Annotated in this window: 27 protein-coding genes and 3 pseudogenes; 16 read left to right on the top strand and 14 right to left on the bottom strand. The window is 63.0% G+C overall.

Features of this window, described 5'->3' with window-relative positions; all coding sequences use genetic code 11:
- Positions 1–6 precede the first annotated feature (6 nt).
- Both AC13C7_RS14845 and AC13C7_RS14840 read left to right on the top strand, forming a co-directional pair.
- Positions 7–954 (top strand): Bug family tripartite tricarboxylate transporter substrate binding protein, encoded by a 948-nt coding sequence (locus tag AC13C7_RS14845; protein WP_446120129.1) that lies wholly within the window; start codon positions 7–9, stop codon positions 952–954.
- 81 nt (positions 955–1,035) lie between these two features.
- Positions 1,036–2,076, top strand: coding sequence for a ketopantoate reductase family protein (locus AC13C7_RS14840; protein ID WP_482867950.1), 1,041 nt, complete (start codon positions 1,036–1,038; stop codon positions 2,074–2,076).
- Here the strand turns inward: AC13C7_RS14840 and AC13C7_RS14835 are convergent, their stop codons facing one another.
- The 3 genes from AC13C7_RS14835 to AC13C7_RS14825 are packed head-to-tail and all read right to left on the bottom strand — an operon-like array spanning position 2,077 to position 4,569.
- Positions 2,077–3,132: an Ldh family oxidoreductase gene (locus AC13C7_RS14835; RefSeq protein ID WP_446120125.1), complete on the bottom strand. Its 1,056-nt coding sequence runs from the start codon at positions 3,130–3,132 to the stop codon at positions 2,077–2,079.
- 4 nt (positions 3,133–3,136) lie between these two features.
- Positions 3,137–4,285, bottom strand: a complete 1,149-nt coding sequence (locus AC13C7_RS14830) for a UxaA family hydrolase (protein WP_482867949.1) — start codon at positions 4,283–4,285, stop codon at positions 3,137–3,139.
- Between the two features lie 2 nt (positions 4,286–4,287).
- Entirely contained in the window at positions 4,288–4,569 is a 282-nt protein-coding gene (locus AC13C7_RS14825) for a UxaA family hydrolase (protein ID WP_446120121.1), read from the bottom strand.
- A 150-nt stretch (positions 4,570–4,719) separates the two neighbouring features.
- On the opposite strand from AC13C7_RS14825, the gene AC13C7_RS14820 reads away from it, so the two are divergent.
- From AC13C7_RS14820 to AC13C7_RS14805, 4 genes are all read left to right on the top strand, one after another.
- The gene (locus AC13C7_RS14820) at positions 4,720–5,187 is read left to right on the top strand and encodes a tripartite tricarboxylate transporter TctB family protein (protein WP_446120119.1); all 468 of its coding nucleotides are present in this window, start codon (positions 4,720–4,722) and stop codon (positions 5,185–5,187) included.
- Positions 5,188–5,200: 13 nt separating this feature from the next.
- Complete coding sequence (locus AC13C7_RS14815) at positions 5,201–6,715, top strand: tripartite tricarboxylate transporter permease (protein ID WP_482867948.1); 1,515 nt, start codon at positions 5,201–5,203, stop codon at positions 6,713–6,715.
- Positions 6,712–7,899 carry a mandelate racemase/muconate lactonizing enzyme family protein gene (locus tag AC13C7_RS14810; RefSeq protein WP_446120115.1) on the top strand — a complete coding sequence of 396 codons (1,188 nt, stop codon included), beginning with the start codon at positions 6,712–6,714 and terminating at the stop codon, positions 7,897–7,899. The genes AC13C7_RS14815 and AC13C7_RS14810 overlap by 4 nt, the downstream gene beginning before the upstream one ends.
- Before the next feature lie 136 nt (positions 7,900–8,035).
- Positions 8,036–8,500 (top strand): biotin transporter BioY, encoded by a 465-nt coding sequence (locus tag AC13C7_RS14805; RefSeq protein WP_446120113.1) that lies wholly within the window; start codon positions 8,036–8,038, stop codon positions 8,498–8,500.
- A gap of 58 nt (positions 8,501–8,558) precedes the next feature.
- On the opposite strand, the gene AC13C7_RS14800 is transcribed toward AC13C7_RS14805, so the two are convergent.
- Positions 8,559–9,578, bottom strand: a complete 1,020-nt coding sequence (locus AC13C7_RS14800; RefSeq protein ID WP_446120111.1) for a YeiH family protein — start codon at positions 9,576–9,578, stop codon at positions 8,559–8,561.
- A 99-nt stretch (positions 9,579–9,677) separates the two neighbouring features.
- Between AC13C7_RS14800 and AC13C7_RS14795 the strand changes: the two genes are divergently transcribed.
- Positions 9,678–10,574, top strand: coding sequence for a LysR substrate-binding domain-containing protein (locus AC13C7_RS14795; RefSeq protein ID WP_482867947.1), 897 nt, complete (start codon positions 9,678–9,680; stop codon positions 10,572–10,574).
- A gap of 59 nt (positions 10,575–10,633) precedes the next feature.
- On the opposite strand, the pseudogene AC13C7_RS14790 reads toward AC13C7_RS14795, so the two are convergent.
- The 4 genes and pseudogenes from AC13C7_RS14790 to AC13C7_RS14775 all read right to left on the bottom strand — a co-directional run.
- Positions 10,634–10,882 (bottom strand): annotated as a pseudogene (locus tag AC13C7_RS14790) (transposase); the annotation flags it as partial.
- A 373-nt stretch (positions 10,883–11,255) separates the two neighbouring features.
- Positions 11,256–11,585, bottom strand: coding sequence for a plasmid mobilization relaxosome protein MobC (gene mobC, locus AC13C7_RS14785; RefSeq protein ID WP_482867955.1), 330 nt, complete (start codon positions 11,583–11,585; stop codon positions 11,256–11,258).
- Between the two features lie 141 nt (positions 11,586–11,726).
- Positions 11,727–11,846: pseudogene (locus tag AC13C7_RS14780) on the bottom strand (helix-turn-helix domain-containing protein); the annotation flags it as partial.
- Between the two features lie 338 nt (positions 11,847–12,184).
- Complete coding sequence (locus AC13C7_RS14775; RefSeq protein ID WP_482867946.1) at positions 12,185–12,850, bottom strand: recombinase family protein; 666 nt, start codon at positions 12,848–12,850, stop codon at positions 12,185–12,187.
- Between the two features lie 193 nt (positions 12,851–13,043).
- Between AC13C7_RS14775 and AC13C7_RS14770 the strand changes: the two genes are divergently transcribed.
- The 6 genes from AC13C7_RS14770 to AC13C7_RS14745 all read left to right on the top strand — a co-directional run bounded on the left by AC13C7_RS14770 (position 13,044) and on the right by AC13C7_RS14745 (position 15,634).
- On the top strand, positions 13,044–13,616 hold the full coding sequence (locus tag AC13C7_RS14770) for a recombinase family protein (protein ID WP_482867945.1): 573 nt from the start codon (positions 13,044–13,046) through the stop codon (positions 13,614–13,616).
- Positions 13,603–13,857, top strand: a complete 255-nt coding sequence (locus tag AC13C7_RS14765) for a WGR domain-containing protein (protein ID WP_482867944.1) — start codon at positions 13,603–13,605, stop codon at positions 13,855–13,857. Before AC13C7_RS14770 ends, AC13C7_RS14765 begins: the two co-directional genes overlap by 14 nt.
- Before the next feature lie 118 nt (positions 13,858–13,975).
- Entirely contained in the window at positions 13,976–14,227 is a 252-nt protein-coding gene (locus AC13C7_RS14760; protein ID WP_093744221.1) for a ribbon-helix-helix domain-containing protein, read from the top strand.
- A complete protein-coding gene (locus AC13C7_RS14755; protein WP_093744222.1) occupies positions 14,214–14,516 on the top strand; it encodes a type II toxin-antitoxin system RelE/ParE family toxin in 303 nt (100 codons plus the stop codon). Before AC13C7_RS14760 ends, AC13C7_RS14755 begins: the two co-directional genes overlap by 14 nt.
- A gap of 42 nt (positions 14,517–14,558) precedes the next feature.
- Positions 14,559–15,326: an AAA family ATPase gene (locus AC13C7_RS14750; RefSeq protein ID WP_482867943.1), complete on the top strand. Its 768-nt coding sequence runs from the start codon at positions 14,559–14,561 to the stop codon at positions 15,324–15,326.
- Positions 15,323–15,634 carry a hypothetical protein gene (locus AC13C7_RS14745; RefSeq protein ID WP_482867942.1) on the top strand — a complete coding sequence of 104 codons (312 nt, stop codon included), beginning with the start codon at positions 15,323–15,325 and terminating at the stop codon, positions 15,632–15,634. The genes AC13C7_RS14750 and AC13C7_RS14745 overlap by 4 nt, the downstream gene beginning before the upstream one ends.
- On the opposite strand, the gene trfA is transcribed toward AC13C7_RS14745, so the two are convergent.
- From trfA to AC13C7_RS14725, 4 genes are all read right to left on the bottom strand, one after another.
- Entirely contained in the window at positions 15,631–16,671 is a 1,041-nt protein-coding gene (trfA, locus tag AC13C7_RS14740; RefSeq protein WP_482867941.1) for a plasmid replication initiator TrfA, read from the bottom strand. The genes AC13C7_RS14745 and trfA overlap by 4 nt on opposite strands.
- Positions 16,672–16,900: 229 nt before the next feature.
- A complete protein-coding gene (locus AC13C7_RS14735; RefSeq protein ID WP_482867940.1) occupies positions 16,901–17,443 on the bottom strand; it encodes a hypothetical protein in 543 nt (180 codons plus the stop codon).
- A gap of 22 nt (positions 17,444–17,465) precedes the next feature.
- Positions 17,466–19,193, bottom strand: a complete 1,728-nt coding sequence (locus AC13C7_RS14730) for a type IV secretory system conjugative DNA transfer family protein (RefSeq protein WP_482867939.1) — start codon at positions 19,191–19,193, stop codon at positions 17,466–17,468.
- The gene (locus AC13C7_RS14725; RefSeq protein WP_482867938.1) at positions 19,193–19,483 is read right to left on the bottom strand and encodes a mobilization protein; all 291 of its coding nucleotides are present in this window, start codon (positions 19,481–19,483) and stop codon (positions 19,193–19,195) included. The genes AC13C7_RS14730 and AC13C7_RS14725 overlap by 1 nt, the downstream gene beginning before the upstream one ends.
- A gap of 219 nt (positions 19,484–19,702) precedes the next feature.
- Between AC13C7_RS14725 and AC13C7_RS14720 the strand changes: the two are divergent.
- The 3 genes and pseudogenes from AC13C7_RS14720 to AC13C7_RS14710 all read left to right on the top strand — a co-directional run.
- A pseudogene (locus AC13C7_RS14720) lies at positions 19,703–20,008 on the top strand (MobA/MobL family protein); the annotation flags it as partial.
- 107 nt (positions 20,009–20,115) lie between these two features.
- Positions 20,116–20,787: a MobA/MobL family protein gene (locus AC13C7_RS14715; protein WP_482867937.1), complete on the top strand. Its 672-nt coding sequence runs from the start codon at positions 20,116–20,118 to the stop codon at positions 20,785–20,787.
- A gap of 55 nt (positions 20,788–20,842) precedes the next feature.
- A complete protein-coding gene (locus AC13C7_RS14710) occupies positions 20,843–21,091 on the top strand; it encodes a hypothetical protein (protein ID WP_446120145.1) in 249 nt (82 codons plus the stop codon).
- Here AC13C7_RS14710 and AC13C7_RS14705 read toward each other — a convergent pair.
- Positions 21,064–21,804, bottom strand: a complete 741-nt coding sequence (locus AC13C7_RS14705; protein ID WP_446120143.1) for a TSUP family transporter — start codon at positions 21,802–21,804, stop codon at positions 21,064–21,066. The two genes, AC13C7_RS14710 and AC13C7_RS14705, sit on opposite strands and share 28 nt — an antisense overlap.
- A gap of 12 nt (positions 21,805–21,816) precedes the next feature.
- Positions 21,817–22,674, bottom strand: an 858-nt coding sequence (locus AC13C7_RS14700) for an acyl-CoA dehydrogenase family protein (RefSeq protein WP_482867936.1), incomplete at its 5' end; no start/stop codon positions are given.

Genomic DNA, 22,674 nt, shown 5'->3' with positions numbered 1-22,674 from the left:
GATGATATGAACCTGTTCAAGAAATCAATTGCAGCCGCGGCAGCCGTGACTGGCATGACGCTGGCGGCCCCGGGCGCGATGGCCCAGGACTACCCCAATGGCGAAATCGAGTGGATCATCCCGTTCTCGCCCGGGTCTGGCGCCGATACCTTTGCGCGCACTCTGATCGGCGCCACCGAGGATGTCCTTGACGTCACCATCGTGCCCGTTAACCGCGAAGGCGGCGGGACGGCAATCGGTGTCGCCGCCGCGGCGTCCTCCGAGGCGGACGGCTATACCCTTTTCAGCCAATCCGACACCTTGGCCCTCGGCCTGTCCACCGGCGACTGGCCGGTCGGCGTCGGCGATATTCAAGCGGTCGCTCGGATCAACGCCGACTACAAGACGCTGATCGTCCCCAGCGGCTCGGAGTTCGAGAGCTACGAGGACCTTGTCAGCTTCGCGCAGGAGAACCCGGGCGAGCTTCGCATCGGTGGGGTTGGCTCGCGCAGCTGGTCGTCCTTCTTCGTGCGGAGGCTCGTCGAAGGGGCTGGCATCGAGGTCACCTATGTGCCCTATGACGGCGGCTCCAACGTCGTATCCGCCATATTGGGCGAGAACATCGACGCCGCGGTGATCACCAGCTCCAACATCAACGCTCAGGTCGACGCGGGCGAAATCCGCATCCTAGCGCAGAGCCTGTCGGAGCGGGTAGAGGAACGGCCCGACGTGCCGACCTTCCTTGAGCTCGGACACGAGGACATCGACGGCGATGTCCTGTGGCGCGGTGTTTTTGCTCCCGCGGGTGTACCGGAAGAGGTGCTGCAGACCCTGAGCGACGCCTTTGAACAGGCGATCCAAGACCCCGAGTGGCAAGCGTACATGGAACGCGAGGCCCAGCAGTCCGCCTTCATGGGCTACGAGGAGTTCGACGCCTTCTTCCGTGACGCTGTCGCCGGCTATTCGGAGGAATAAACCGGCCTACGGCCAAGTTTCGCGCCCGTCCCGAAACCCTCGGGGCGGGCGTATTTAGTTGCAGCAGGCACGGAGGGTCCGATGACGGATCGCATCGCTATCATCGGCGCCGGGGCTATCGGCGGCTACTTCGGTGCCGGCTTGGTCCGCGCCGGCCGGGAAGTGACGCTGATCGACGGCTGGGCGGAGCATGTGGAGCATGTCCGGACCCATGGGCTGACCATCGAAGGGATCGGCAAGGAAGGCCACTACAGTGTTCGCCCTCGCATGCTGCACCTGAACGAGGCGCAGGGGCTGGTTGCCGAGCCGCCCTTTGACATGGTCATCGTCGCCGTCAAATCTTACGACACCCGCTGGGCGGTGGAGTTGATGCGGATGTATGCCGCCCGGAGCGCCGCCTTGGTCTCGCTGCAGAATTCCTTCAACGAGCCTGAAATCGCCTCGATCGTCGGGACCGAAAACACTTTCGGATGCGCGATCCAATCGCTGGCCTGCGACCTTGTCGCGCCGGGGCTGGTGTGCCGTATGTCGGCCACCGGTACGGTTGGCGTGGGAGCCATGTCAGGCGACACGTCAGATCCACGGCTGGCGGACCTCGTCGATTGCCTCTCGGAAGTGGAAGTTACCCATGTCGTAAGGGACCTGCCCGGTATCAAATGGTCTAAGCTGGTGGTCAACTCCATGCGCAATGGCCTATCGGCCATGACCGGCATGACCGGCGGCGAGCGGGACAGTCACCCTGAGACCATCGCCCTCGGCATCCGCCTCGGCGCGCAGACGGTGAAAGTGGGGCGGGCCATGGGCCTCACCCTCGTCGACACTGCTTATGATTTCGATACGCTGGTCGCGGCGGGGGCGGGCTCGGACAACGCCGTGGAGGCAATCCGCTCACGGATGACCGAGATCGTCTCTGCGCGCAGCGCCGAGCAGCGCCCCTCCATGGCGCAGGACGTCCGTAAGGGGCGTCGGACGGAGACCGAGGCGATCAACGGCCTTGTGGCGCGAAAGGGTAGAGAGCTCGGCATCGAGGTGGGCGCACACGAGAAGGTGCACGACATCATCCGGCGGATCGAGCGGGGCGAGCTGACGCCCGGGCCCGAACTGGCCCGGGATATCGCCTGATCAAAAGGGGGTCTCGATCCCGAGCTCCGCAGCATGAGCGCGGAGATCCCGGGCGGTTTCCGCCGAGAGGGGGACGCCCTTGGTATCTGCCTCCTCCTCCACCCGGGCAGCCCGCTCACCCGGATAGAGCACCTCGGCAAACCCTTCGGCGGGAGGCAGCGCCTTCAGTCGGGTGATCATCGTCTCCATCCGCGTGCCGTACTCCGCAAGCGGCATGAAGGCCTCCACCTTCATCACCAGGAAGAAGTGCCCGACATCTGCCGTTCCGCCGAAATCGGCGACCCAGTCCCGGACGTCGCCGGTCGCGGCGGAGCCGGACAGGACGCCAGCCATGACCTCTACCATCATAGACATGCCCGAGCCCTTTGCGCCGCCGAAAGGCAGCATGACGCCCTTCAGCGCGGCGGCGGCGTCGGTTGTGGGCCGCCCCTCGGCATCCAACGCCCAGCCCTCGGGGATCGTGCGTCCGTCCCGCGCGGCAAGCCGGACATGGCCCCGTGCCGCGACGCTCGCCGCCATATCGAGCGACCAGGGCGCGTAGCGCCCGGCAGGCGCTGAGATGGCGAAGGGGTTGGTGCCGAGAAGCGGCGCGGCGCTGCCGTGTGGTGCCAGGGTGCGAGAGCCGGGGGACATGGCGATGCCGATCATCCCCCGCCGCGCGGTCCGGATCGTGTGGACTGAGGCGGCGCCGAAGTGGTTGGCGTGGCGCACCGCGGCGGCACCGATGCCAAGGGTCTCCGCCGCGTCCATGCATTCGTCAATGGCAACGTGGGCGGCGACCATTCCGACGGCGTTGTCGGCATGAACCACGCGGCTCGCTGGCATTGGCCTGTCGATACGCAGGCTCGGCGCGGCGTTCAGAAGCCCGGAACGGAGCCGCCTTGCATAGAGCGGGATGCGCACGACGCCGTGGGTCTTCACGCCACGTTTGTCCGCCGCCACCAATGCCTCAGCCGCCATCGAGGCGTGCTTGCCGGAAAGTCCCTCGGCCTCAAAAAGTCGTGCGGCGAAAGCGGTCAGTTGCGCCGCGTCGACAATTGGCTCGTCTCTTGCCATATGGTCAGACCGTCGGCTCGATCCTGGTGATCGCGATGTCCACGTCGCCGAGCATCTCGGAGCGGGTCATTCGGCCGCCGGCGACCTCGAGCGAGAAGTCGAGGAGCCGGCCGCCAGCCGCCTCCAGTGTCTCGTTCTCCAACATCGGAGAGACATCGACGTCCACGTTGTCGGCCAGCTTCTTGGCCGTGCGCGGATTGCCGGTGACCTTGACCGTCGGAGCCAGGAGGTGGCCCATCACGTTCATCTGGCCGGTCGAGAAGAGGATGATCTGGGCGCCGCCCGCGGCGAGTCCGGTCATGGATTCAGCTGCGGGAGCAGGGGTGTCCATCAGGTAGAGGCCCTTGCCCTTGGCTGCCTCGCCGAAGCCGAGCACGCCCTTAACCTCAGTGGTGCCGCCCTTGATGATCGCGCCGAGCGACTTCTCCTCAATTGTGGTGATGCCGCCGCGGATGTTGTCGGGCACCGGGTTGGCACCACGGATGTCGACCCCGCGGGAGATGGCGCTGTCCTCGATCCGGCGCACAGCGGCCCAGATCTCCTCCTGCACCTTGGGATCGGGGGCGCGCTTGGCCAGCATCTGTTCGGCACCCATCCATTCCGACGTCTCCGACAGATAGACCGTGCCGCCAGCCTCGACCACCCGGTCGGCGACATGGCCGATGGCCGGGTTGGCGGCGACGCCGGAGGTGGTGTCAGTACCGCCGCATTCGACGCCGAGGACGAGCTCCGACAGTGGTGCCGGCTCCGCCCGCTGGGCGCTGGCCTCGCCGACCATGGACATCAGGTGCCGCATGCCTTGGGCGATGGCCTCGACCGTGCCGCCCACGTCCTGCACCGAAATATGTTCGACCCGCTTGCCACTCTCGGCGATGGAGGCGGCGACCGTCTCGGCCGAGACCTGCTCGAGGCTGACGACGAGAACCGAGTGGACGTTGGGGTTCTTGCCGAGCCCGGCCTGGGTGCCGCGGAACAGGGTGTCATCGGCGCCGAACTGGCCGCGCCCGTACCAGACCGGCACGGCGACAGTGCCCTTCACCAGCGACTCGAGGTGCTTCACGATGCCGTTCACGTTGTCCATGACGGCGAGAATGGCGACATTGTTGCGGATGCCGAAGGCGCCGTTCTCGCGGCGGTAGCCCATGAATTGCATTGTCATTTCCCTCCCTTGTCGCCGCGGCCGCGCTGGCTGTCGACGTTGTGCACGTGGACGCAGGCGCCCTGGCCGATGTCGCCGAGCGCGAGACCGATCGGTTCGCCGTATTTCAGGATCTCGGTCCCGTCCGGCAGATCGACGAGGGCGACCTTGTGACCGAAGGGGATCGGCTCGACCGTCGTGCTCTCGCCCCCCTTGGAGACGACCTTCGCGCCTTCGGGTATGTCCTCGATCGCCGTTGCGACGTTGTCCCTGTCGTCCAGTATGATGACTTTGCTCACTGTCTTGATCCTGCGGGTTTGGGCGTTTCCGTTTCGGATCGGAGCCCGTGGCGCAAACGACCACTTGCATGTCCGGTCCACTCAATGCCATTGTAGCGAAGCGAAGTTGCAATCACAACGTCGTTTATGGAGAGCGACCGGGGAGGGGTCATGACCATGACATACCGATGGGTCAACGTCGGCTTTCTGCTGCTTATCCTAGCCATGGCCGGGGTCTATCTCTGGTTGTCGCGGGACCTTGCCCTGAACAGGTTGCGAGTGGACCTGCGGCCAATCATGCTGCCCGTCGCCCTTGGCGGCAGTGTGGTCGTCCTCTCTCTGGTCGAGCTGGTCCGGACGATCACCAGCAAGGACGACACGCAGTTCGAGCCGTTCCGGATCGAAGGCGCCTGGCGGCTGGTGGCGACAGTCCTGATCATCGCCGCCTACTACGTGGCCTGGCAGAGGCTCGACGCCTTCTACCCTGCGACGGTCGCGCTCATCCTTGCTCTGATTGTGGTCTTCAGATGGCGCCCGAGCCGCCGTGACGGGCTGATCGCTGCCACCATCGCGCTCGGGTTCACGCTGCTGTTGTACCTGGTCTTCGATCTCGCCTTCGGCATCAACTTCACGCACTGAGGCGGTCCGACCGATGATGAACATGCTCTCCTTCGACTTCTCGGCGCTGTTCTCCTTCTGGAGCCTTGCGGCCATCGTCTTCGGCAGCCTGATGGGCCTGATCATCGGTACTTTGCCGGGGCTCGGGGCGACCATCGCCGTCGTCCTGCTTCTTCCGCTGACCTATTCGATGTCGCCGCTGGCCTCGGTGCTGATGCTGATCGCCGCATACCAGGGGTCGGAATACGGGGGGTCGATCTCTTCGATCATCCTAGGCATTCCGGGCACCCCCGCCGCCGTTGCCACCGCCATCGACGGCAACGCGATGGCGCGCAAGGACCTCGCCGGCAAGGCGCTTGGCTACTCGCTTGCGGCTTCGACCCTCGGCGGTATCGTCGGCGGTCTAGTCCTCATCTTTCTCGCAGTGCCGCTGGCACGTCTGGCGGTTCGGTTCTCGGATCCGGAGTTCTTCCTGATCGGCGTCGCCGGGCTCATTGCCGTCGGCGCGCTCAGCTCGGGCAGCGCAATCAAGAGCATCATCTCGGTGCTCCTTGGGCTGATGGTCGGAACCATCGGGCTCGACACCTTCACCGGCGTTCCCCGCTTCACCTTCGGCACACTGGAGCTGCTGGAAGGGGTCGGGATGATCGCCCTATTGACCGGCATGTTCGCCTATTCCGAGATCCTTTCCATCGTCTCGAACGAGTTGAACAAGAGCTTTGCCTCGGGGAACAGGAAGCTCTCCACTGGCCTCACCTTCGCAGAGATGCGCAGCGTCGCGCCGGCAGCCTTTCGCGGCTCGATCATCGGGTCCATTGTCGGGTTGTTTCCGGGCATGGGTGCGGGTCCGGCCTCTTGGTTCGCCTACATCCAGGCCAAGAAGACCAGCCGCCATCCCGAGGAGTTCGGCAAGGGCAGCCCCGAGGGCATCGCCGCGCCGGAGGCCGCCAACAACGCCACCGTGGGCGGCGCGCTGGTGCCGCTCTTGGCGCTCGGCATCCCGGGCTCGCCCTCCACGGCGATCATCCTCGGCGCCTTCATCATCCACGGCATCCAGCCGGGGCCGAACCTCTTTTCGGCAAGCCCCGACCTCGCCATGGGTATCTTCTACGGCTTCCTCGTCGCCACCCTGGTCATGTACGTGGCCGGCCGGTTGGTGACGAACCTCTTTGCCCGGGCGCTGACCATTCCCAACAGTTACCTCGTGCCGATCGTGCTCTCGCTGTCGATCGTCGGGGTCTATGCCTCGCACGGGCTCTTCTTCGACCTCTGGCTTGCGCTCGGCGTCGGCATACTGGCCTACTTCCTGAAGCGGCTCGACTACTCGCTGCCCTCCTTCATCCTGGCCTTCATCCTGAGCCCGATCATCGAAGCCAGCCTTCGCCGGTCGATGCTCCTTTCAGGCAATAGCCTCGATATCTTTTTGGAGCGCCCTTACTCGCTGGCGATCCTCTGTCTGATCGTTCTCTTCGTCGGTGCGACAGCCTGGGGAGGCATCCGCCGGTTCCGCGCCGTTCCCAGGCAACCCCAAGGCAGGAACACCGAATGACGACGACAGGACCCCGCATCACCAAGGTCGAGGCGATCAGCCTCTACGTGCCCATCGAGGACGAGATCGAGGCGCCGGTGGCGGTGCCCCATGCCGAGGACCTCACTAGGATCATCTTCTCCGGCTACCGCACCACGCTGGTGCGGATCGAGACAGACGATGGAGTCGAGGGTTGGGGCGAATGCATGGTCCGGCTCGCCCCGACGGCCACCCGGGCGATCATCGAGGACATCGGCAGTGTCCTGTCCGGCCGCGACCCCCTCGACCGAGAAGCGATCTGGGAGCTTCTCTTCGGCGTCATGATGAACCGCGGCCACAACCGCGGCATGGCCGTCGAGGCGATCTCCGGCATCGACATCGCCCTCTGGGATCTGTCCGGCCGTATCCTGGGTGTGCCACTCTACAAGCTCCTTGGCGGGCGGCATCACGACCGCCTCGCCGCCTATGCCTCGTCTCTGCGCCTGCGCAAGATGGAGGAGGTCGTTGCCCAGGCGCAATCCTTCAAGGAGCGCGGCTTCACCGCCATGAAGATCAAGATCGGCCGTAACCCGGACACGCCGCAGGTCGATATCGACTTCGTCGCGGCGATCCGCGAGGCAGTTGGCTCCGAAATCCGGCTCATGGTCGACGCCAACTGCGCCTATTCGGAGAACTTCAAGACCGCGCTCGAGGTCGGCCGCGCACTTCAGGACCTCGGAATCTATTGGTTCGAGGAGCCCATCGCGCCGAACGACCTCGAGGGATACAAGCGCCTGTCCAGCGCGCTCGACATTCGCATCGCGGCGGGGGAGGCGGATTTCATGGCCTTCGGCTCACGCGACTTCTTCCGGAGCGGCGCCATTGACGTCGTGCAACCCAACATATCGCGCACCGGCGGCATCACCGAGGCGCGCCGGATCGCTGCAATGTCGCGCGCGTTCCACATTCCCTATGCGCCGCATACGGGAAGCTGCTCAGCCGTTTGCCTGGCCGCCACGCTGCAGTTCGCAGTGTCGCTGCCGAACTTCCTGATTTTCGAGTTCATGCAGTCGGACTGGTCCAAAACCCAGCCCAACCCGCTGCGCCACGACCTGCTGAAAGAGCCTGTCGAGAAGCTTGAGGATGGCCACATGGTGGTGCCCGAGGGACCCGGCATCGGGATCGAGATCAACATGGATGTGGTCGATAACTACCGCATGGCGTGACCCACGAGCGAAAGGACATGAGATGAAGACAACAACGCCGATCCTCGCCGCCCCGAGCGGCAGCCGCAACCAGCGCTTGCTGACCCAGGTCGCGCTGGTCCTCGCCGGGACCATGGTACTAACCCTCGCGGCCAAGGTGACTGTACCCATGTGGCCGGTGCAAGTCTCGCTTCAGACGCTGGCGGTCTTCCTCGTCGGCGCCACGCTGGGCCTGCGGCTGGGAGCCGCGACGGTGCTGGTCTACCTTGCCGAGGGCGCAGCGGGGCTGCCGGTCTTCCAGGGCACGCCGACGCAGGGCCTCGGCCTTGCCTACATGGTGGGTCCGACGGGCGGCTACCTTGTGGGCTTCGTCGTCATGGCGGCGCTGGCTGGCTGGGCGGCGGACCGGGGCTGGGGCCGCAGCCCGCTCAGGATGGGCGCTGCGATGCTGACCGGCGAAGTCGTCATGCTGGCCCTCGGCGCGACTTGGCTCGGCGTCCTCTTCGGAGCGGAACGGGCCATCGCCCTCGGCGTAGGGCCGTTCCTCCTGGGCGATCTGGTGAAGCTGGTCATGGCGGTGTGGATCGTCTGGGGACTCAGCGGCGTCCTGCGGCGCGACTGACGCGCCTTTTCCCTCGGAAGAAAGACAGGGGCCGCCTCCCGAGGCGGCCCCTGTCTTGTCAAAGCAGCACTTTCACCAGCGTGAGCCCCAGTGCCGCGATGAAGAGCCAGCCGCCGAGAGCGACCAGCAGGGGGCACAGCCCCACCTTGAGAAGGCTTGCTAGGTGGGCCTGCAGTCCCGCGGCGGCGAGCCCGAGGACCAGCAGAAGCTCCGACATCGTCCGGATCGTCCCCGCCGCCGCCTCGGGCACCTCCACGATGCTGTTGAGGATCACCACCGCGAGAAAGCCTGCGACGAACCACGGCACCGGTGCGCGACCTCCTGCTCCGCCGGTCTCCCGGCTCAGCCGCATGGAGAGTAAAACGCCGAGCGCCACCGGCACCAGAAGAACGACCCGGCCGAGCTTGGTCACCGTGCCGACGTTCCCGGCCACCTCGCCCTGCTGGTAGGCCGCCGCAGTCACCTGGGCGACCTCATGCACCGTCGCCCCGGTCCAGACGCCGAAGGCCGTCGCATCGAGGCCGAGCGGCCCGGCAAGGAGCGGATAGCTCACCATAGCGATGCTGCCGAGCAGGGTGACAGTGGCGATGGCATAGGCCATGTCCTCGTCCGGGCCGCGCCGCACTGCGTGGATTGCGATGACGGCGGAGGCGCCGCAGATTGAGGTGCCGGCGGCAATCAGTTCGGACAAGGCACGCGGCACTCCGAGCAGGCGTCCGATGCCGATCGTGACAAAGAAAGTGCCGACGACGCAAGCCACGATGATCAGGATCGTCACGCCACCCAGCGACGCGATGTCACCCAAGGTGAGTCGGATGCCAAGCAGCACGATCCCGACCCGCAGCGCGTGCCGCACCAGGAACTTTGTCCCCGACAGCGCCGCCGCAGGGACTGGGGCAATGTTGCGCACCATGATGCCGATAAGGATGGCGAGCATCATCGGGCTGATGCTGGATAGCGCGGGGACCTGATGAAGCGCAATGGCGACCGCTGCCACGGCGAGCGGCAGCAAGGTCTCCGGAAGGAACGGTGGCATCGAATAGCTGGAGCGGGGCCCTGCCAAGTCGGCAAATCGCATGATGGTCGCCTTTCTTCTATGGCTCAGCTGGATATCGGCTTGCCAAGGCAGAAAGAAAAACGAATAGTTATGATATAAACGTTCGATAAGGTCGAATAGTTGACACTAGAGCAACTACGCATCTTCCTAGAGGTCGCCCGCTGCGAGCACGTCACGCGGGCTGCAGCCCGACTCAATCTTACGCAGTCGGCAGTCAGCGCGGCGGTGACAGCGCTCGAAAAGCGGCATTTGGTGACGCTCTTCAACCGGATCGGCCGGGGGATCGAGCTGACGGCCGAGGGGCGCAGTTTCGTCGCCGAGGCCGAGGCCGTTCTTTCCCGGGCCGGAGAGGCCGAGCAGGTTTTGGAGGATCTGGTCAAGCAACCGAGCGGCCCCCTTCGTATCGGCGCGAGCCAGACCGTGGCGAGCTACTGGCTTCCGGGCCGCTTGATGTCGTTCCATGAGGCCTATCCCCGCGTCGCCCTGCACTTGACGAGCGGAAACACCGAGACCGTCGCTCGGGGCGTATCGGCCGGGACGGTTGACCTCGGGATTGTCGAGGGCGACGTGGACGATCTCGGGCTGGAGGTGCACGAAGTCGCTTCGGACCACATCTCGCTCGTCGTCGGGCCGGAGCACAACTGGAGTGACGGCCACGCCCTCGACATCACCGACCTCAAGCGGACGTCCTGGGTCATGCGGGAGCGCGGCTCGGGCACCCGGGCCGATTTCGAGCGGTACATCGGGCAATTCGGTCTTGATCCCGACGAACTCGACGTAGTGCTCGAGTTGCCATCCAACGAGGCCTGCCTCTCCGCTGTCCGAACCGGTCAGGCCGCGACGGTCCTGTCGCGCCGCGCGGTTGAACTCCAGCTGGACGCCGACTTCCGCCAAGCCGGGTTCACGTTTCCGCCACGACGGTTCCGGGTCTTGCGCGACCCACGACGCTATCTGTCCCGGGCGTGCCGGGCGATGCTCGACCTACTGATGAGCCGCCCAAGGGAGGGAGTGCCATGAGAGTGCATATCCTCGATGACTGGTTCGACACCCTTCGCGGCTTGCTGGCTGTGCCGTTGCGCCTGGCGGGCGGTATCCCCGGCCAGGCGTTGCTTGCCCGCTTCGAGAAACTCCTTCGACCACGTGTAATAAAGGCTTTCGCTAACACCCTCACGCCGACACAGCGCGGCAATGCTCTCCTCGCTGCGCAGGCCAGCCAGCACGATCCTGATCTTCTCTTCAGCCGAATACTGTTTGCGCGTCTTGCGTTTAATCCCTTTGACCAGCTTGTCAGCCGCGTCCTTCGATGTTCCGGATTTCTTGTTCATCTTCGCCTCTTGATAGCTGCGATGAACCAGAATCCTCCGTTATGAAAACTTCAAATCTGTCCCATAGGCGCTGACGTCAGACACATGCTCCAATGAGCACAAAATGGCAACAACCATCTATAGGGGGTAGATTCCGGTAGGGGGCAAGATCGTATCACAAGGAATTCTGTCGCTGCCGTTTCTTGATTTCGAGCACGGTGTTTTTGCCGATGCCGAGATCGCGTGCGGGCCATCGGTATGACCGACCGTCCGCCACTTGGACGACCTTTGGCGCGAGTTTGATGGATTTCGGGCTGGCTGGCGATCGAGCTTCTTCCCCTGCGCTCTTGCAGCGGCGAACCCGGATTTCACTCTCTTGCTGAGCCGGTCATGTTCAAACTGAGCAATCCCGGCCTGCGTTCGTCGCAAGCCCCCGAAGTGCCTCCGTCACCTCGAGGTCGAGCGCGCGGCGCCGCGCGCGGAAGAGCTCCTGCACCTGGTCGGCCATGTCGAAGACGAGGCCCGCGAGGCCCCGGATCTCGGCATCGCTTGCCGCCGTATGGGGAAGGCGCTCACCCTTAAGTTTGGCCTCGTTCAGACGCCGCGCCACCTGGTTCACGTTGTTGCCCACCCGGTTGAGCGCGGCGCTCATCGCGCGCAGCTCCTCTGTCATCACCTCATCCGGGCGCAAGAGGTCATCGGCGGCGAGCATCAACCGGCGCATGGCGTCTGACCGATGGGCAATGCCCCGACGTAAAAGCGCCGCATCGAAGCCCCGGAGGTCGCGGTCGCTGACACGCATTGTCAGCACACGGGTCCGGCTGTCATTAGCCGAGCGCGTCGCCCGATCATGGTTCAGAGCGTTGTAGATGGTCCTCCGGGAAACCGAAAACCGGACCGCCAGTTCGCGCACGGGCACACCCTTTGCGCGCTGCAGGGCGATCTGTCGGCGCTCCTGATCGGTTAATCGGCGGCTGCTCGGCATGTGAAGTATACGTTCCTCTTTCTTGCTAACTTCGTACAAGCCCACCGACTCCCAGCGCAAGCGGAGTCGGACATAAGGGCTTGTACTCAATGTAGAAAATCGGCCTTCGGGGCCGATTTCACGTCTTCTGTCAAATGCAGCGCGCATCGCGCTCAATGTATCTCGTTCCGCGTCTTCTGCAGCGCGCATCACGTCCTTTGCAGGATGTCTTGCGCGGTCTGCATAGCGTCTTCTGGCCAATGGCAAATGTCAGATGGACCGCGCATCGCGTCCTTTGCACCGCGTCGCGTGCAGCCCGCCCGTCTTTCCGCGTTCCGGGGTACGGTCGCCTTCACCATTCACTGGAACGGCTGTGGCACTGGTAGTAGGGGTCTGATGCCGGAGAGTGCAGAATCCTGCGCTCTCATGAGAAACGCGCGAAAGTTGGTGATGTCCTGAGGGGCGGCATATCGGTAGAGCGTGACCGGTTTGACCCCCAGTTCTTTACAGAGTTCAGGAACTGACGTGTCGCGGCTAGCCATAGCGGCCTGGGCCATGCGGACCTGCGCTTTCGTCAGCGCGAACTTCCTTCCAGCCTTTCGGCCGCGGGCGCGGGCCGCTTGGAGCCCCGCCATTGTGCGTTCGCGGATCAGCTCGCTTTCGAATTCGGCGAGAGCGGCAAAGATGCCGAATGAAAGTCGTCCTGCCGCAGTCGTTGTGTCAATCTGCGCGCCTTGCCCAGTGAGAACCTTGAGGCCGACGCCACGCTCGGACAGCATGCTAACGGTTTTGACAAGGTGGTGGAGGCTGCGACCCATGCGGTCGAGCTTCCACACGACCAGAACATCGCCCTTGCGCAATGCCTTGAGGCAGGCCTCAAGACCGGATCGGTCATCCTTCTTTCCAGATGCCAGGTCCGAATAGATCTGGCCTTCTTCGACCCCTGCTCCGATCAAGGCGTCTCGCTGTAAATCGAGGGACTGGCTGCCGTCGGCTTTCGAGACCCGTGCATAGCCGATCAGCATGTTTCACAAACGGTCAGTTGCGAGACACGCACCCTGCCCTCTGAGACCGGGCAGCCCATCGGCCCCACAGAACCCCAAGAAAATCAGGCGCGCTAGCATCGGATGTGCAAGCCCCCTGCCCCACCGTTAATTGTTGCGAAAATATGTTGCGAGTTAGCTTGATTGAGCAACAAGAAAGCGCAACACTCGCCACATGAACTTTGGCTATGCGCGCATTTCCATAGATCGCGGTCAGGATACTGCCGCGCAGCTCGACGCGCTGTGCGCTGCCGGGTGCGAGCGCATGTTCGAGGAGCGCGCGTCCGGCGGACGCTGGGACCGGCCAGAGCTGCACCGGATGCTCGACCAGCTCCGCGACGGCGACGTGGTGATTGTCTGGAAGCTTGACCGGTTGTCGCGGTCGCTGAAAGACCTTCTGTCCATCATGGAGAAGATCGACGCGGCCGGGGCCGGATTCCGGTCGCTGACCGAAGCCATCGACACGACGACCCCCGCCGGGCGCATGATGATGCAGATGGTCGGTGTTTTCGCCGAGTTCGAGCGCGAAATGATCCGGGAGCGCACCCGCGCCGGTCTGGAACGCGCCCGCAAGAAGGGACGCCACCCAGGGCGCAAGCCGAAGCTGTCGGTCGATCAGCGCCGGGAAATCCGCGACCTGGTGCAATCCGGCAAGCGCACCGAGGCGGAGGCCGCGCGCCTGTTCAACGTCCATCGCTCTACGATCAGCCGTGTCATGCGGGAGGCGTCACCCGATGCAGCAGCTTGAGATGTTTCCCGAAGATATCCGCATCGAGCGCGTGGACCCTGACGCCAATATGTATCGCTTTTATCGGCTGCGGTTGATGCCGGACCTGTTCGGCGGCGTTTCGCTCCTGCGCGAATGGGGCCGCATCGGCACCCAGGGGCGGCACAGGATCGACTGTTTCGAGGAGGCAGGCCACGCAGCAGACGCGATGGCCGCGCTCTATCGGGCGAAGCAGAAGCGGGGGTATCGGCTCTCGGGATGAAGTTCGGCCGCTTCTCCCCTACCCCACCGGGCTTGAACACGCTCGACTTGAGACACAGATACCGTGTGCAAGTTGGTCGTTTTTGGTGTATTAATGCACCAAGCTATAGGAGATCGTTATGCCCAGACAGACCATTACGCTCAGCGACCCAAACCATGCCTGGTTGCAGGCGCGGGTTGAGAGTGGCGAGTTCAAAACCCAAACCGAAGCTGTTAACGACGCATTGCGTCGCGCCCGAGAGATCGAGAACGGCGTGGAAGAGATCAGAGCGAAACTTATCCGCGCAGAACAGCGCGGTTTCACCGATATGACACCGGACCAAATTCTCAAAGAATCCAAGGAAGAATTGCGCAAAAATGGGGACTTATAGGCTTTCAGAAGAAGCGAAAGACGACCTGATAGGTATCCACCAGTATGGCGTAAGAAAATTTGGCGAAGCACGGGCTGATGCATATTTCTGGCAGATCATTGAAAGGTTCGATGTGCTGGGCGAGACCCCGCTGCTCTATCAAGAAGTGCCGGAAATCCGCGAAGGCTACCGGCGCAGCGTCTGCGGGGTGCATTCGATCTATTATCGGCTCGATGGTGACAACGTTGAGATCATGGCCATCCTAAGATCGCAGGATGCAGCCTTGCGCTTTGGAAGGTCGAAGCCATGATGCTTCAGTGTTAAAAATAACTTTAGAGTTAAAGATGTAGTTATGGTTGACTTTATCTCTAACTTTGACATTGTTGTGCCTATGTACGTAATCACCTTCGCAAACCCGAAAGGCGGGTCGGGAAAAACGACTTCCGCCATGCTCCTTGCCGAACAGATCGCCCTTTCGGGCGGTCGGGTGTCCATTCTCGATCTTGACCCAAATGCCAACATTCTTGCCTGGTCTGAAGGCAGGCAGGCGGCGGGACGCGATGTGCCTTTTGCTGTTCATGCGCGACCGCAGGCCGAGGACACGGTGGAACTGATTGATCAACTTGCTGACGAAGCTGATTATCTGATCATCGACTTGGAAGGATCGAAAGATCAGGTCGTCACCTTCGCGCTTTCCCGAACGGACCTTTGCGTTATCCCGCTCGACGGTTCGCCCATGGAGGCTCGACAGGCGGCTGCGGCCGTTCGGCTTGTGCAGACGACATCGAGCATGATCCGCGCACCAATAGCATATTCGCTGCTGTTCACGCGAACCAACGCAGCCTTCCAAACCACGGATGAACGCGACGTACGGCAAGAGATGGAGATCAACAACATCCCAACATTGCCGATCCGCATCGCAAAACGTGCGCCTTATACCCGCATCTTTCGCGATGGGGTGCTTCTGGCGGAATTGCCCGACATCGTCACGAACGAGCACCAAGGCAAGACGGCATCTGTTACAGACAAAGCCCTGAAGCAGGTGGCCGGGGCCATCGAAAACGCCCGTGATTATGCTCAGGCTGTCATTCATGCTCTCACGAAAGAGAGGGCAGCATGAGCAAGTATGGATTTGACGGCGGTATCGACCTCCCCAAGCCCTCCAAGTCTTCAAAAACGCGGCCCAAAGCCGAACCGGGTTCTGTTGAGAAGGCCGTCGAGGCTGGTAAATCCCTCGGTTTTGTCAGCCGGGACGCTTCCACACGGCTGAAACCCGGCCCGAAGCGTAGGGAGCCCCAGGACAAGGTTTCGATTCCGGGACCGAAACGTGTTGTCGACAAATTCCGGGCATTCTGCCGGGACCGCGACCTCACGCTCTGGCAGGGACTTGAACTGTTGCTTTCAGAGAAGCAAAACGGATCAGATTAGGGACGGCCGCGTTTCTCGAAGACCTTCTTGCAGAACCCGATGAAGGCGGCGTTGGGGTTGCGGGGCGGTTCCGTCATCCACTCTCGCCATTCCTGTTCGAGGACATATACATCCCATCCCGGCGCGACCGCCCGCGCGTCATGGTAGGCTTCCGGGTCGAGCCGTATGTGCAAGGGGTAAGGGGGAGCGATTCCCGCTTGATCGCTGCGCCGGTTGGTGAAGATCACCATGTCGTTTTCCATCCTCACAGCGTAGTCAGGCATGTGGGCATGTTGCCCATCTTGGCGCACGATACTCATGACCAGGCGGCGAAACTCTTTTGCAGTGGAGCAGGAGCCGCACTTAGCTTGCAGCTTCGCCAGCCTGATCTTCCATTCCTGCTTTGCCCCACAATGTTTTCGGGCAAGCTCATAGATGCGTCGCTCCAATGGTTTGCGCAGACGGAAATAATCACGGTGCAAGGTCAGCACTTCACGATGCCGGATGGCATTGAACACCCAATCCGAAAGCCTGATTTCCACCTCCTGCATCCGTCCGTCGCGTGTCTCACGGACGATCCTGAACCGGTCAATCAGTCCGAAGCCATCGAACTCTTCCTTGCCGCCAGTGATAAGATTGGTCGTGATCACCGTGCCCTGAAGGCGTTCCAGGGCTGCCCTGAGCTGTTCATATCCGCGCCCGTCCGTTCCTCGATTCGTGGCCTTCAGTAAGTCAAATGCTCTGAAGCGAATGGTCGGGCTGACCTCACGTTCTTCATTCAGCGCTGCGATGCACTGACTGATGCAGTAAATCAGCACATCACGGTCATGGACTGTCGCCAGGCCCTTCATCGAGGGCGTGATCTCAACGAAATTCTGACCGTTCTCATACCGGCGAATCCGCCGGTCCGGCTTGGTCGATATTGAGAAGATCGGATGTTCCATCGACGCCATGTCACCTTTAGGCGCAGCATCAAAGATGTCGCAGACAAAGAAGTCCGCTTGCTGCATCCGGTCCGGCAGGAGCGGAGATCGAGAATTCGTGTTATCACCCACCATTCGCCCACATTCGTGCTATCACACACCAAGGTCAAGAGATTCGTGTTTTTACACACCATCTTTCGTGTTATCACCCACCATCTTTCGTGCTTTTACACACCAAGAAACGAAAGAACACTCTAGATTTCAGATAGATAGAGACAATAACCCAGAGCGTAACACAGATTCTAACACATATTTAACACCCAGCATGACGTATTGAACTGACCCGCAGCTCCCCAGGTTCTGTTCAACGCTGGTAGAACACGCAGGCGTTCACGCCCTCTGTTGTGGCAGTCCATGTCGCCCCAATGACAGCGCAGGTTGCAGCGTTGCTGGCATAGAAACGCGGAAGCGTCATAGCCAAAGCCAGAATGACAGCACCAGCGGCGAACCAGGGCAGGCGGTGTTTCAGGCGCTCCGCCTTTGCCTCGCGTTCCCGGACTTCGCGCAGAAGCACGAACTTGTCCTCTTCGGCCTGTTTCAGGACGGCGACGGCTGCACCCGTCGATTTGTCCAGCAACAGCCCGGCCTGGGAAATCAGCTGAAACGGCCGCGCCAGCTTTTCATTGATGCCCTCGGCGATGATCTCGCCGTAAAGCGCCGGATCGGTCTGGGACCGGGCCGCGAATGTCGCCTGACGGGTTTCGGCGGCGGTCTTGGTCAGCCGGTCGAGCAGGACGCCCTGGCTGTCAACGCGATCCGACACACTGGCGATCACCGTGCCGAGAAGATCGAGGGTTTCGCGTAGCTCATCATCGGAGAGAGCAGGGAGATCGGGCTGGTCAGACATGGGGAGCGGTTTCCTTTCGGGGTCAGGCGTCCTGCGGGACGAACAGCCCCTTGAACTCGGGGTCGGCGTAGTAGCGCAGCTTTTGGACGAGGGCAGAGGGCTGACCCTGCACGCGCAGGAGCTGGTTTTCCGGGCGGAGCTGCATGATCTCATCCGGGGTCAGCAGATCGCGTCCGGTGAGGTTGTTGCTGAAGCTGGGATTGTCACCCGGCTTGTAGCTGTCGGTCTGGAACCCGGTGGTTTCCTGGCCGATCATCTGGCTCAGCCATTTGGCCGTTTCAAAATCATTCACCCCGAAGACCTGTTGCACCCCGGCATTGGCAATGAAGGTGCCCGCGCGTTCGCCGTAGAGGTCCCTGAGCTGGCTCATGTCCTGCAGGATCGGCCAGAGCTGCAACCCATACCCCGCCATCAGCCCCATTGCGCGCTCCACCGCCTCCAGACGGCCCAAGGCGGCAAACTCGTCCAGCAGGAACAGCGTCGGCCCCAACGTGGGGCTCGACGCTTTCAGGCGTCCTGCGGCGCTCACAGGGGCTGTAGGAGCCCCGGAGAGGGCAGGGGCCTTGAGGCGCTGAGAGGCCCCCTGAGCGCTCACAAGCGCCTCTGCATCCCGTGCGATGTCCTGGAGGGCCTGGGAGACCAGAAGGCGCAGCCAGCGGCTGTAGGCGTCCATACGGTTGGGGGGCAGCACCAGAAACACCGAGGTGATCCGGTGCCGTAGATCGGAGAAGTGGAAGTCCGACCGCGACGTGACCTTGGCAATGCGCGGGCTGTCGAGGAAATGGGTGTGGCGCTGCGCGTTCGACAGGACCGAAGCGGCTTCCCGATCCGCCTTCCCCATGAACCGATTGGCGGCGCGGGCAATCAGCCCGCCCGCCGCATCGCTGTCCTGCATCAGCTCCAGCAGGGCGCGCAGCTTTTCCGCGGGCAGGGTGAGATATTCCCGGACGGTGGCGAGGGTGCGCCGGTCGCGGTCCTCGTGACAGACGCAGAACATGATCAACCCGCCGAGGATGGCCTTGGCCTCCTCGTTCCAGTGGGCTTCCGTCACCTGTCCCGGCGGGTCCATGACCAGCGCCTCTGTCAGGGAGGCCGCATCCTCGCCGAGATCGAGGCTGTCCGGTGTCAGCCGGTCCAGCGGGTTGTAGGCCGCAGAGGGCATCCCCGAGACTTCGAAGGGATCGAGGACATGGGTGGTGCCAAACCGCCGCCGGGCTTCCCCGGCGATCCGGGCATTCTCGCCCTTGGGGTCGATGACCAGGACCGAGCGTTCCGCCGCCAGCAGGTTCGGGATCACGGTGCCGACGCCTTTCCCGGCCCGTGTCGGCGCGAGGGTGATCAGGTGGGCCGGGCCGTCATAGCGCAGCAGCCGTCCGGTGTGCGGATTGCGTCCGATCAGCAGCCCGTCAGCGCCCTGGAGTTTCTTCAGCTCCTTGCGGTTGGCGAAGCGGGCCGAGCCGTGGCTGTCACGGGTCAACCCGAAGAAGGCATCGGCCCCGGAAGTCTTGCGCCAGTATTGGAACCCGAAGACGCCACCAACAAAAATGAACGGACCGAAGACCAGCCACTGCCATGTGCTTTCGGCGAGTGGTTGATCGAAGAACGCGAAGATGAACGGCGTGGCGACGACCGCCCCGATCATCGCACCCAGGCACATGGCTCCGATCAGCCATCCCAGCAGAATGGGGGTGAAGATCAGCCGACCGAAAAACCGGAACAGACCACCAAAGAGGAGCATCGCTCCCCACATCAGGACGACCCGTCAGCATCGGGGGCAGGGGAGAGCGAACCGGAGGGAGCTGACCAGTCCGCGAAGGCCTTGCGATCCTGTTCACGGGGGAGGTTGCGGACCAGCCGGTCGAGCATCGCGGCAGCCCCGGAATCCCGTTCCGCCAGATCGAGCAGAGCGCCGCCCAGGATCACCTTGCGCCGTGTGTCCAGTTTGCGCTGCTTTGTCGCTTCCCGATTACGGATGCTCTGGAGCCGTGCCTTGGTCTGTGCATAGCGCTTTTCCGCTTTCTCCAGTTCTGTTTCCGCCATCTGCCTGTCCCTGCGCTTTAAAAAGTGATTGGTCGAGGTTGTTCTTGCCAGATCGAGCTATAGCGCTTACCCGTAGGCAGCGGTGCCAACGGGCACCCCGGTCCGGGGCGCGGGTCTTCGGGGAAAAACGGCTGACCCGGTGGCCAATGTCGGAGCATTGGCCGGGGTCAGCAGCAGCGCGCGTCAACGGCATCTGTCGTCTGCGAGAGGGTAGGGGGCATGGCCAGCTACCACCTCTCCGTGAAGACGATCAAACGCAGCGCCGGGCGCTCTGCCACGGCGGCAGCGGCCTACCGTGTCGGCGAGCGCATCGAGTGCCAGCGCGAGGGCCGCATCCACGACTACACCCGCAAGCAGGGCATCGAGGAGACGTTCATCGTCGCCCCGGAAACAGCCCCCGCCTGGGCGCAGGATCGCTCTAGGCTCTGGAACGAAGCCGAGGCCAGCGAGACCCGGCGCAACTCCGTCACCGCCCGCGAATGGGAGCTGGCCCTGCCATCCGAGAGCAGCGCCGAGGACCGGTCGCAGATCACGCGCGAGTTCGCGGAGGAGCTGGTCAGCCGCTACGGCGTGGCGGTCGATGTACTTCCACGCGAAAGCTGGAAGCCGAGGGCTTCACCGCCAAGACGCGGGTGCTCGATTCCGCGAAGACCGGCGGCGTCGAGATCGAGCAGATGCGCGGTGTCTGGGCCGAGTTGCAGAACCGGGCGTTGGAGCGCGTCGGCGAAATCGAGCGCGTCGATCACCGGTCGCTTGAAGCGCAGCGAGAGGCGGCACAGGAGCGGGGCGACACGCTGTCCGCCGAAGAGCTGGACCGTGATCCGGAGCTGAAGCTGGGGCCAGCGGCCAATTCCATGGAGCGGCGTGCGAAGGCGATGGCCGAGCGCCAAGGCCGTGAATATGTCCCCGTGACCGAACGCGGGGCCGTGGTTCATGCGGCCCGCCAGGCCCGTGCCGCCTTCCGCGAGATGCGCGAGCGGGTCGAGCTGGCCCGAGAGACCTACGGCGCGGAGCGGGAGGCGGGGCAGGGCCGCGTTTCTGCCGGTCTGGCGGCACTCAGGGCCGCGACGTCGAAAGATCGCGATGGGCGCGCGTCAGATGAAATCCGCGAGCGGTTGTCGCAGGTCGTGGGCCGGTCACGGGACCGGGACGACACGCCAAAGCCGGAAGGCCACAATTATGCGCGGGAGCGGCTGGAAGGCGTGCTGAACAAGCCGCGCGAGCGGCTGGAGATCGAGGACGAACCGAAGAAGGACCGCGAGGTCGGGAACGAACGCGAGATCGACAGGGGACACGGATCGTGACCATGGCCTCAGTCACTGACGCGACCGGACGGAATCGAGAGAGGAGATTGATTGAATGAACGAAGTTTTCAACGTGGGCGAGACGATCTTTTTGGATGAGCCGCTCTCGCTGGTGACGCCCGCAGGCGTCGAGTGCAGTCCGACATGGCCGAAAAATAGAGAATCTGCTCTCAGAAATAGTTTGGAAGGCAAGGCATGGATCGTGCCCGGTAGCCGACGACCCGCAAAAGCAAAAGCCTTGGCTACTTGCGCCTCGGTGACTGAGCCAAAGTGGGGTCAGACAGAGAGCATCCAGACACCCTGAGTCAAGAAGAACAGTCCAACGGACGTCACAAGGAATACTGTCCCCTTCCGGAACCCCTCATTGGTCAGGCGCAAGAGAATGCGATGGCCGAAAATCGAACCAAGGATGGAAAACGGCATGGCGATCAGTATTGCCGTTACCTCGCCTCGACCAAGGTCAGCCAGTGTGGCAGAGTAGAATACGATCTTCGCGATGTGCGAGAGGACCTGCAGCGCGGCCTTGGTGCCAATCACCGTACGCCGGTCCATATCGGTTCGGGCAAAGAAGATATCGACGATCGGGCCGGCGACTCCGACTCCGATGTTCAATCCGCCGCCCAGAAAACCGCAGGCGATCGCTTGGGGTTTTCGGGACGCGTCGAGCACCAGCCAGCTGCGCGGGATGTAGCAAAATACCGGCAACAGGCCGACGCAAATCGAGACGACAGCGACATTTGGCTTATAGTCCACTACGAAGAGCAGGGCGATCGCTGCGACGACGCCGATTGAGGCGTTCCCGAGGATCTTCCAGTCGATCCACTGCCTGGCGAAGTAAGCGCGCGAAAGGTTGGCGGAAAGCTGCAGGATCCCCTGAACAGCGATGGCTGCCGTGACCGGCAGGACCAGCAGCAGAAGCCATAGCAGCACCATGCCGCCGACCATTCCGAACACTCCGGAGAGCGTGGAGGTGACAAGTACGGCAAGGACAAGGAACAGCGTGCTGACGAAGGTCACCTGTGGCCGTCCTCACGCAAAGGCCTGAAGTCCGGTCTGCGCACGCCCGAGGATCAGTGCATGGACGTCGTGGGTGCCCTCGTAGGTGTTCACCGACTCCAGGTTCACGGCGTGACGCATTACCCGGTAGTCGATCCGGACGCCGTTGCCGCCTAGCATGTCCCGAGCTTCCCGAGCGATGCTCAGCGCCTTACCGGCGTTGTTTCTCTTGATGAGCGAGATCGCTTCAGTCGGCAGAATGCCATCGTCGAAAAGTCGACCAGCGCGGAGCGCGGCATGCAGGCCAAGTGCAATCTCGGTCTGCATGTCAGTCAGCTTCTTCTGCCAGAGCTGAGTCTGGGCCAGCGGGCGGCCGAACTGTTGTCGTTCCAAGCCATAGCTGCGCGCTGCGTGCCAGCAGTCCTCCGCCGCACCCATGGCACCGAACGCAATGCCGAAGCGGGCGCGGTTGAGGCACTCAAAGGGGCCCCGCATGCCGCTCACATCGGGCAACAGCGCCTCGGGCCCAACGCGCACCTCATCCATGATGACGTCCCCGGTCTCGCAGGCCAGGAGACTCAGCTTGCCATCGATCCGGGGGGCGGTAAGGCCGGCGAGGTCCCGCTCCAGGACGAAGCCGCGGACCTTGCCATCATGGGCCTCGGACTTCGCCCAGACAACGAAGACATCGGCGATGGGGGAGTTGGAGATCCAGGTCTTCTGCCCGGTCAGTACGTAGCCCTCGCCGTCCTTCCAGGCCACCGTCGTCATCGAGCCGGGATCGGAGCCCGATCCGGGCTCGGTCAGGCCGAAGGCGCCGACCAGCTCGCCGCCCATCAGGCCGGGCAGATATCGTTCCTTCTGCGCGTCTGAGCCGAAGGCGGCGATGGG

It is taken from the genome of Alterinioella sp. B-7, assembly GCF_056857775.1.
Note: the sequence above shows the minus strand (reverse complement) of the source record. Positions and strands in the feature narration are given on the sequence as shown.

What these genes read in the sequence shown, in the direction of transcription:
- AC13C7_RS14775 (WP_482867946.1), bottom strand. Translation starts at nt 12,850, where the DNA reads ATGCTGATCGGCTATGCACGGGTCTCGAAAGCCGACGGCAGCCAGTCC.
- AC13C7_RS14745 (WP_482867942.1), top strand. Translation starts at nt 15,323, where the DNA reads ATGAGCAAGTATGGATTTGACGGCGGTATCGACCTCCCCAAGCCCTCC.
- AC13C7_RS14770 (WP_482867945.1), top strand. Translation starts at nt 13,044, where the DNA reads ATGAACTTTGGCTATGCGCGCATTTCCATAGATCGCGGTCAGGATACT.
- AC13C7_RS14800 (WP_446120111.1), bottom strand. Translation starts at nt 9,578, where the DNA reads ATGCGATTTGCCGACTTGGCAGGGCCCCGCTCCAGCTATTCGATGCCA.
- AC13C7_RS14840 (WP_482867950.1), top strand. Translation starts at nt 1,036, where the DNA reads ATGACGGATCGCATCGCTATCATCGGCGCCGGGGCTATCGGCGGCTAC.
- AC13C7_RS14830 (WP_482867949.1), bottom strand. Translation starts at nt 4,285, where the DNA reads ATGCAATTCATGGGCTACCGCCGCGAGAACGGCGCCTTCGGCATCCGC.
- AC13C7_RS14710 (WP_446120145.1), top strand. Translation starts at nt 20,843, where the DNA reads ATGAACGAAGTTTTCAACGTGGGCGAGACGATCTTTTTGGATGAGCCG.
- AC13C7_RS14815 (WP_482867948.1), top strand. Translation starts at nt 5,201, where the DNA reads ATGATGAACATGCTCTCCTTCGACTTCTCGGCGCTGTTCTCCTTCTGG.
- AC13C7_RS14765 (WP_482867944.1), top strand. Translation starts at nt 13,603, where the DNA reads ATGCAGCAGCTTGAGATGTTTCCCGAAGATATCCGCATCGAGCGCGTG.
- AC13C7_RS14835 (WP_446120125.1), bottom strand. Translation starts at nt 3,132, where the DNA reads ATGGCAAGAGACGAGCCAATTGTCGACGCGGCGCAACTGACCGCTTTC.
- AC13C7_RS14735 (WP_482867940.1), bottom strand. Translation starts at nt 17,443, where the DNA reads ATGTCTGACCAGCCCGATCTCCCTGCTCTCTCCGATGATGAGCTACGC.
- AC13C7_RS14845 (WP_446120129.1), top strand. Translation starts at nt 7, where the DNA reads ATGAACCTGTTCAAGAAATCAATTGCAGCCGCGGCAGCCGTGACTGGC.
- AC13C7_RS14730 (WP_482867939.1), bottom strand. Translation starts at nt 19,193, where the DNA reads ATGTGGGGAGCGATGCTCCTCTTTGGTGGTCTGTTCCGGTTTTTCGGT.
- AC13C7_RS14760 (WP_093744221.1), top strand. Translation starts at nt 13,976, where the DNA reads ATGCCCAGACAGACCATTACGCTCAGCGACCCAAACCATGCCTGGTTG.
- mobC (WP_482867955.1), bottom strand. Translation starts at nt 11,585, where the DNA reads ATGCGCCGGTTGATGCTCGCCGCCGATGACCTCTTGCGCCCGGATGAG.
- AC13C7_RS14820 (WP_446120119.1), top strand. Translation starts at nt 4,720, where the DNA reads ATGACCATGACATACCGATGGGTCAACGTCGGCTTTCTGCTGCTTATC.
- AC13C7_RS14755 (WP_093744222.1), top strand. Translation starts at nt 14,214, where the DNA reads ATGGGGACTTATAGGCTTTCAGAAGAAGCGAAAGACGACCTGATAGGT.
- AC13C7_RS14810 (WP_446120115.1), top strand. Translation starts at nt 6,712, where the DNA reads ATGACGACGACAGGACCCCGCATCACCAAGGTCGAGGCGATCAGCCTC.
- AC13C7_RS14750 (WP_482867943.1), top strand. Translation starts at nt 14,559, where the DNA reads ATGGTTGACTTTATCTCTAACTTTGACATTGTTGTGCCTATGTACGTA.
- trfA (WP_482867941.1), bottom strand. Translation starts at nt 16,671, where the DNA reads ATGGTGGGTGATAACACGAATTCTCGATCTCCGCTCCTGCCGGACCGG.
- AC13C7_RS14725 (WP_482867938.1), bottom strand. Translation starts at nt 19,483, where the DNA reads ATGGCGGAAACAGAACTGGAGAAAGCGGAAAAGCGCTATGCACAGACC.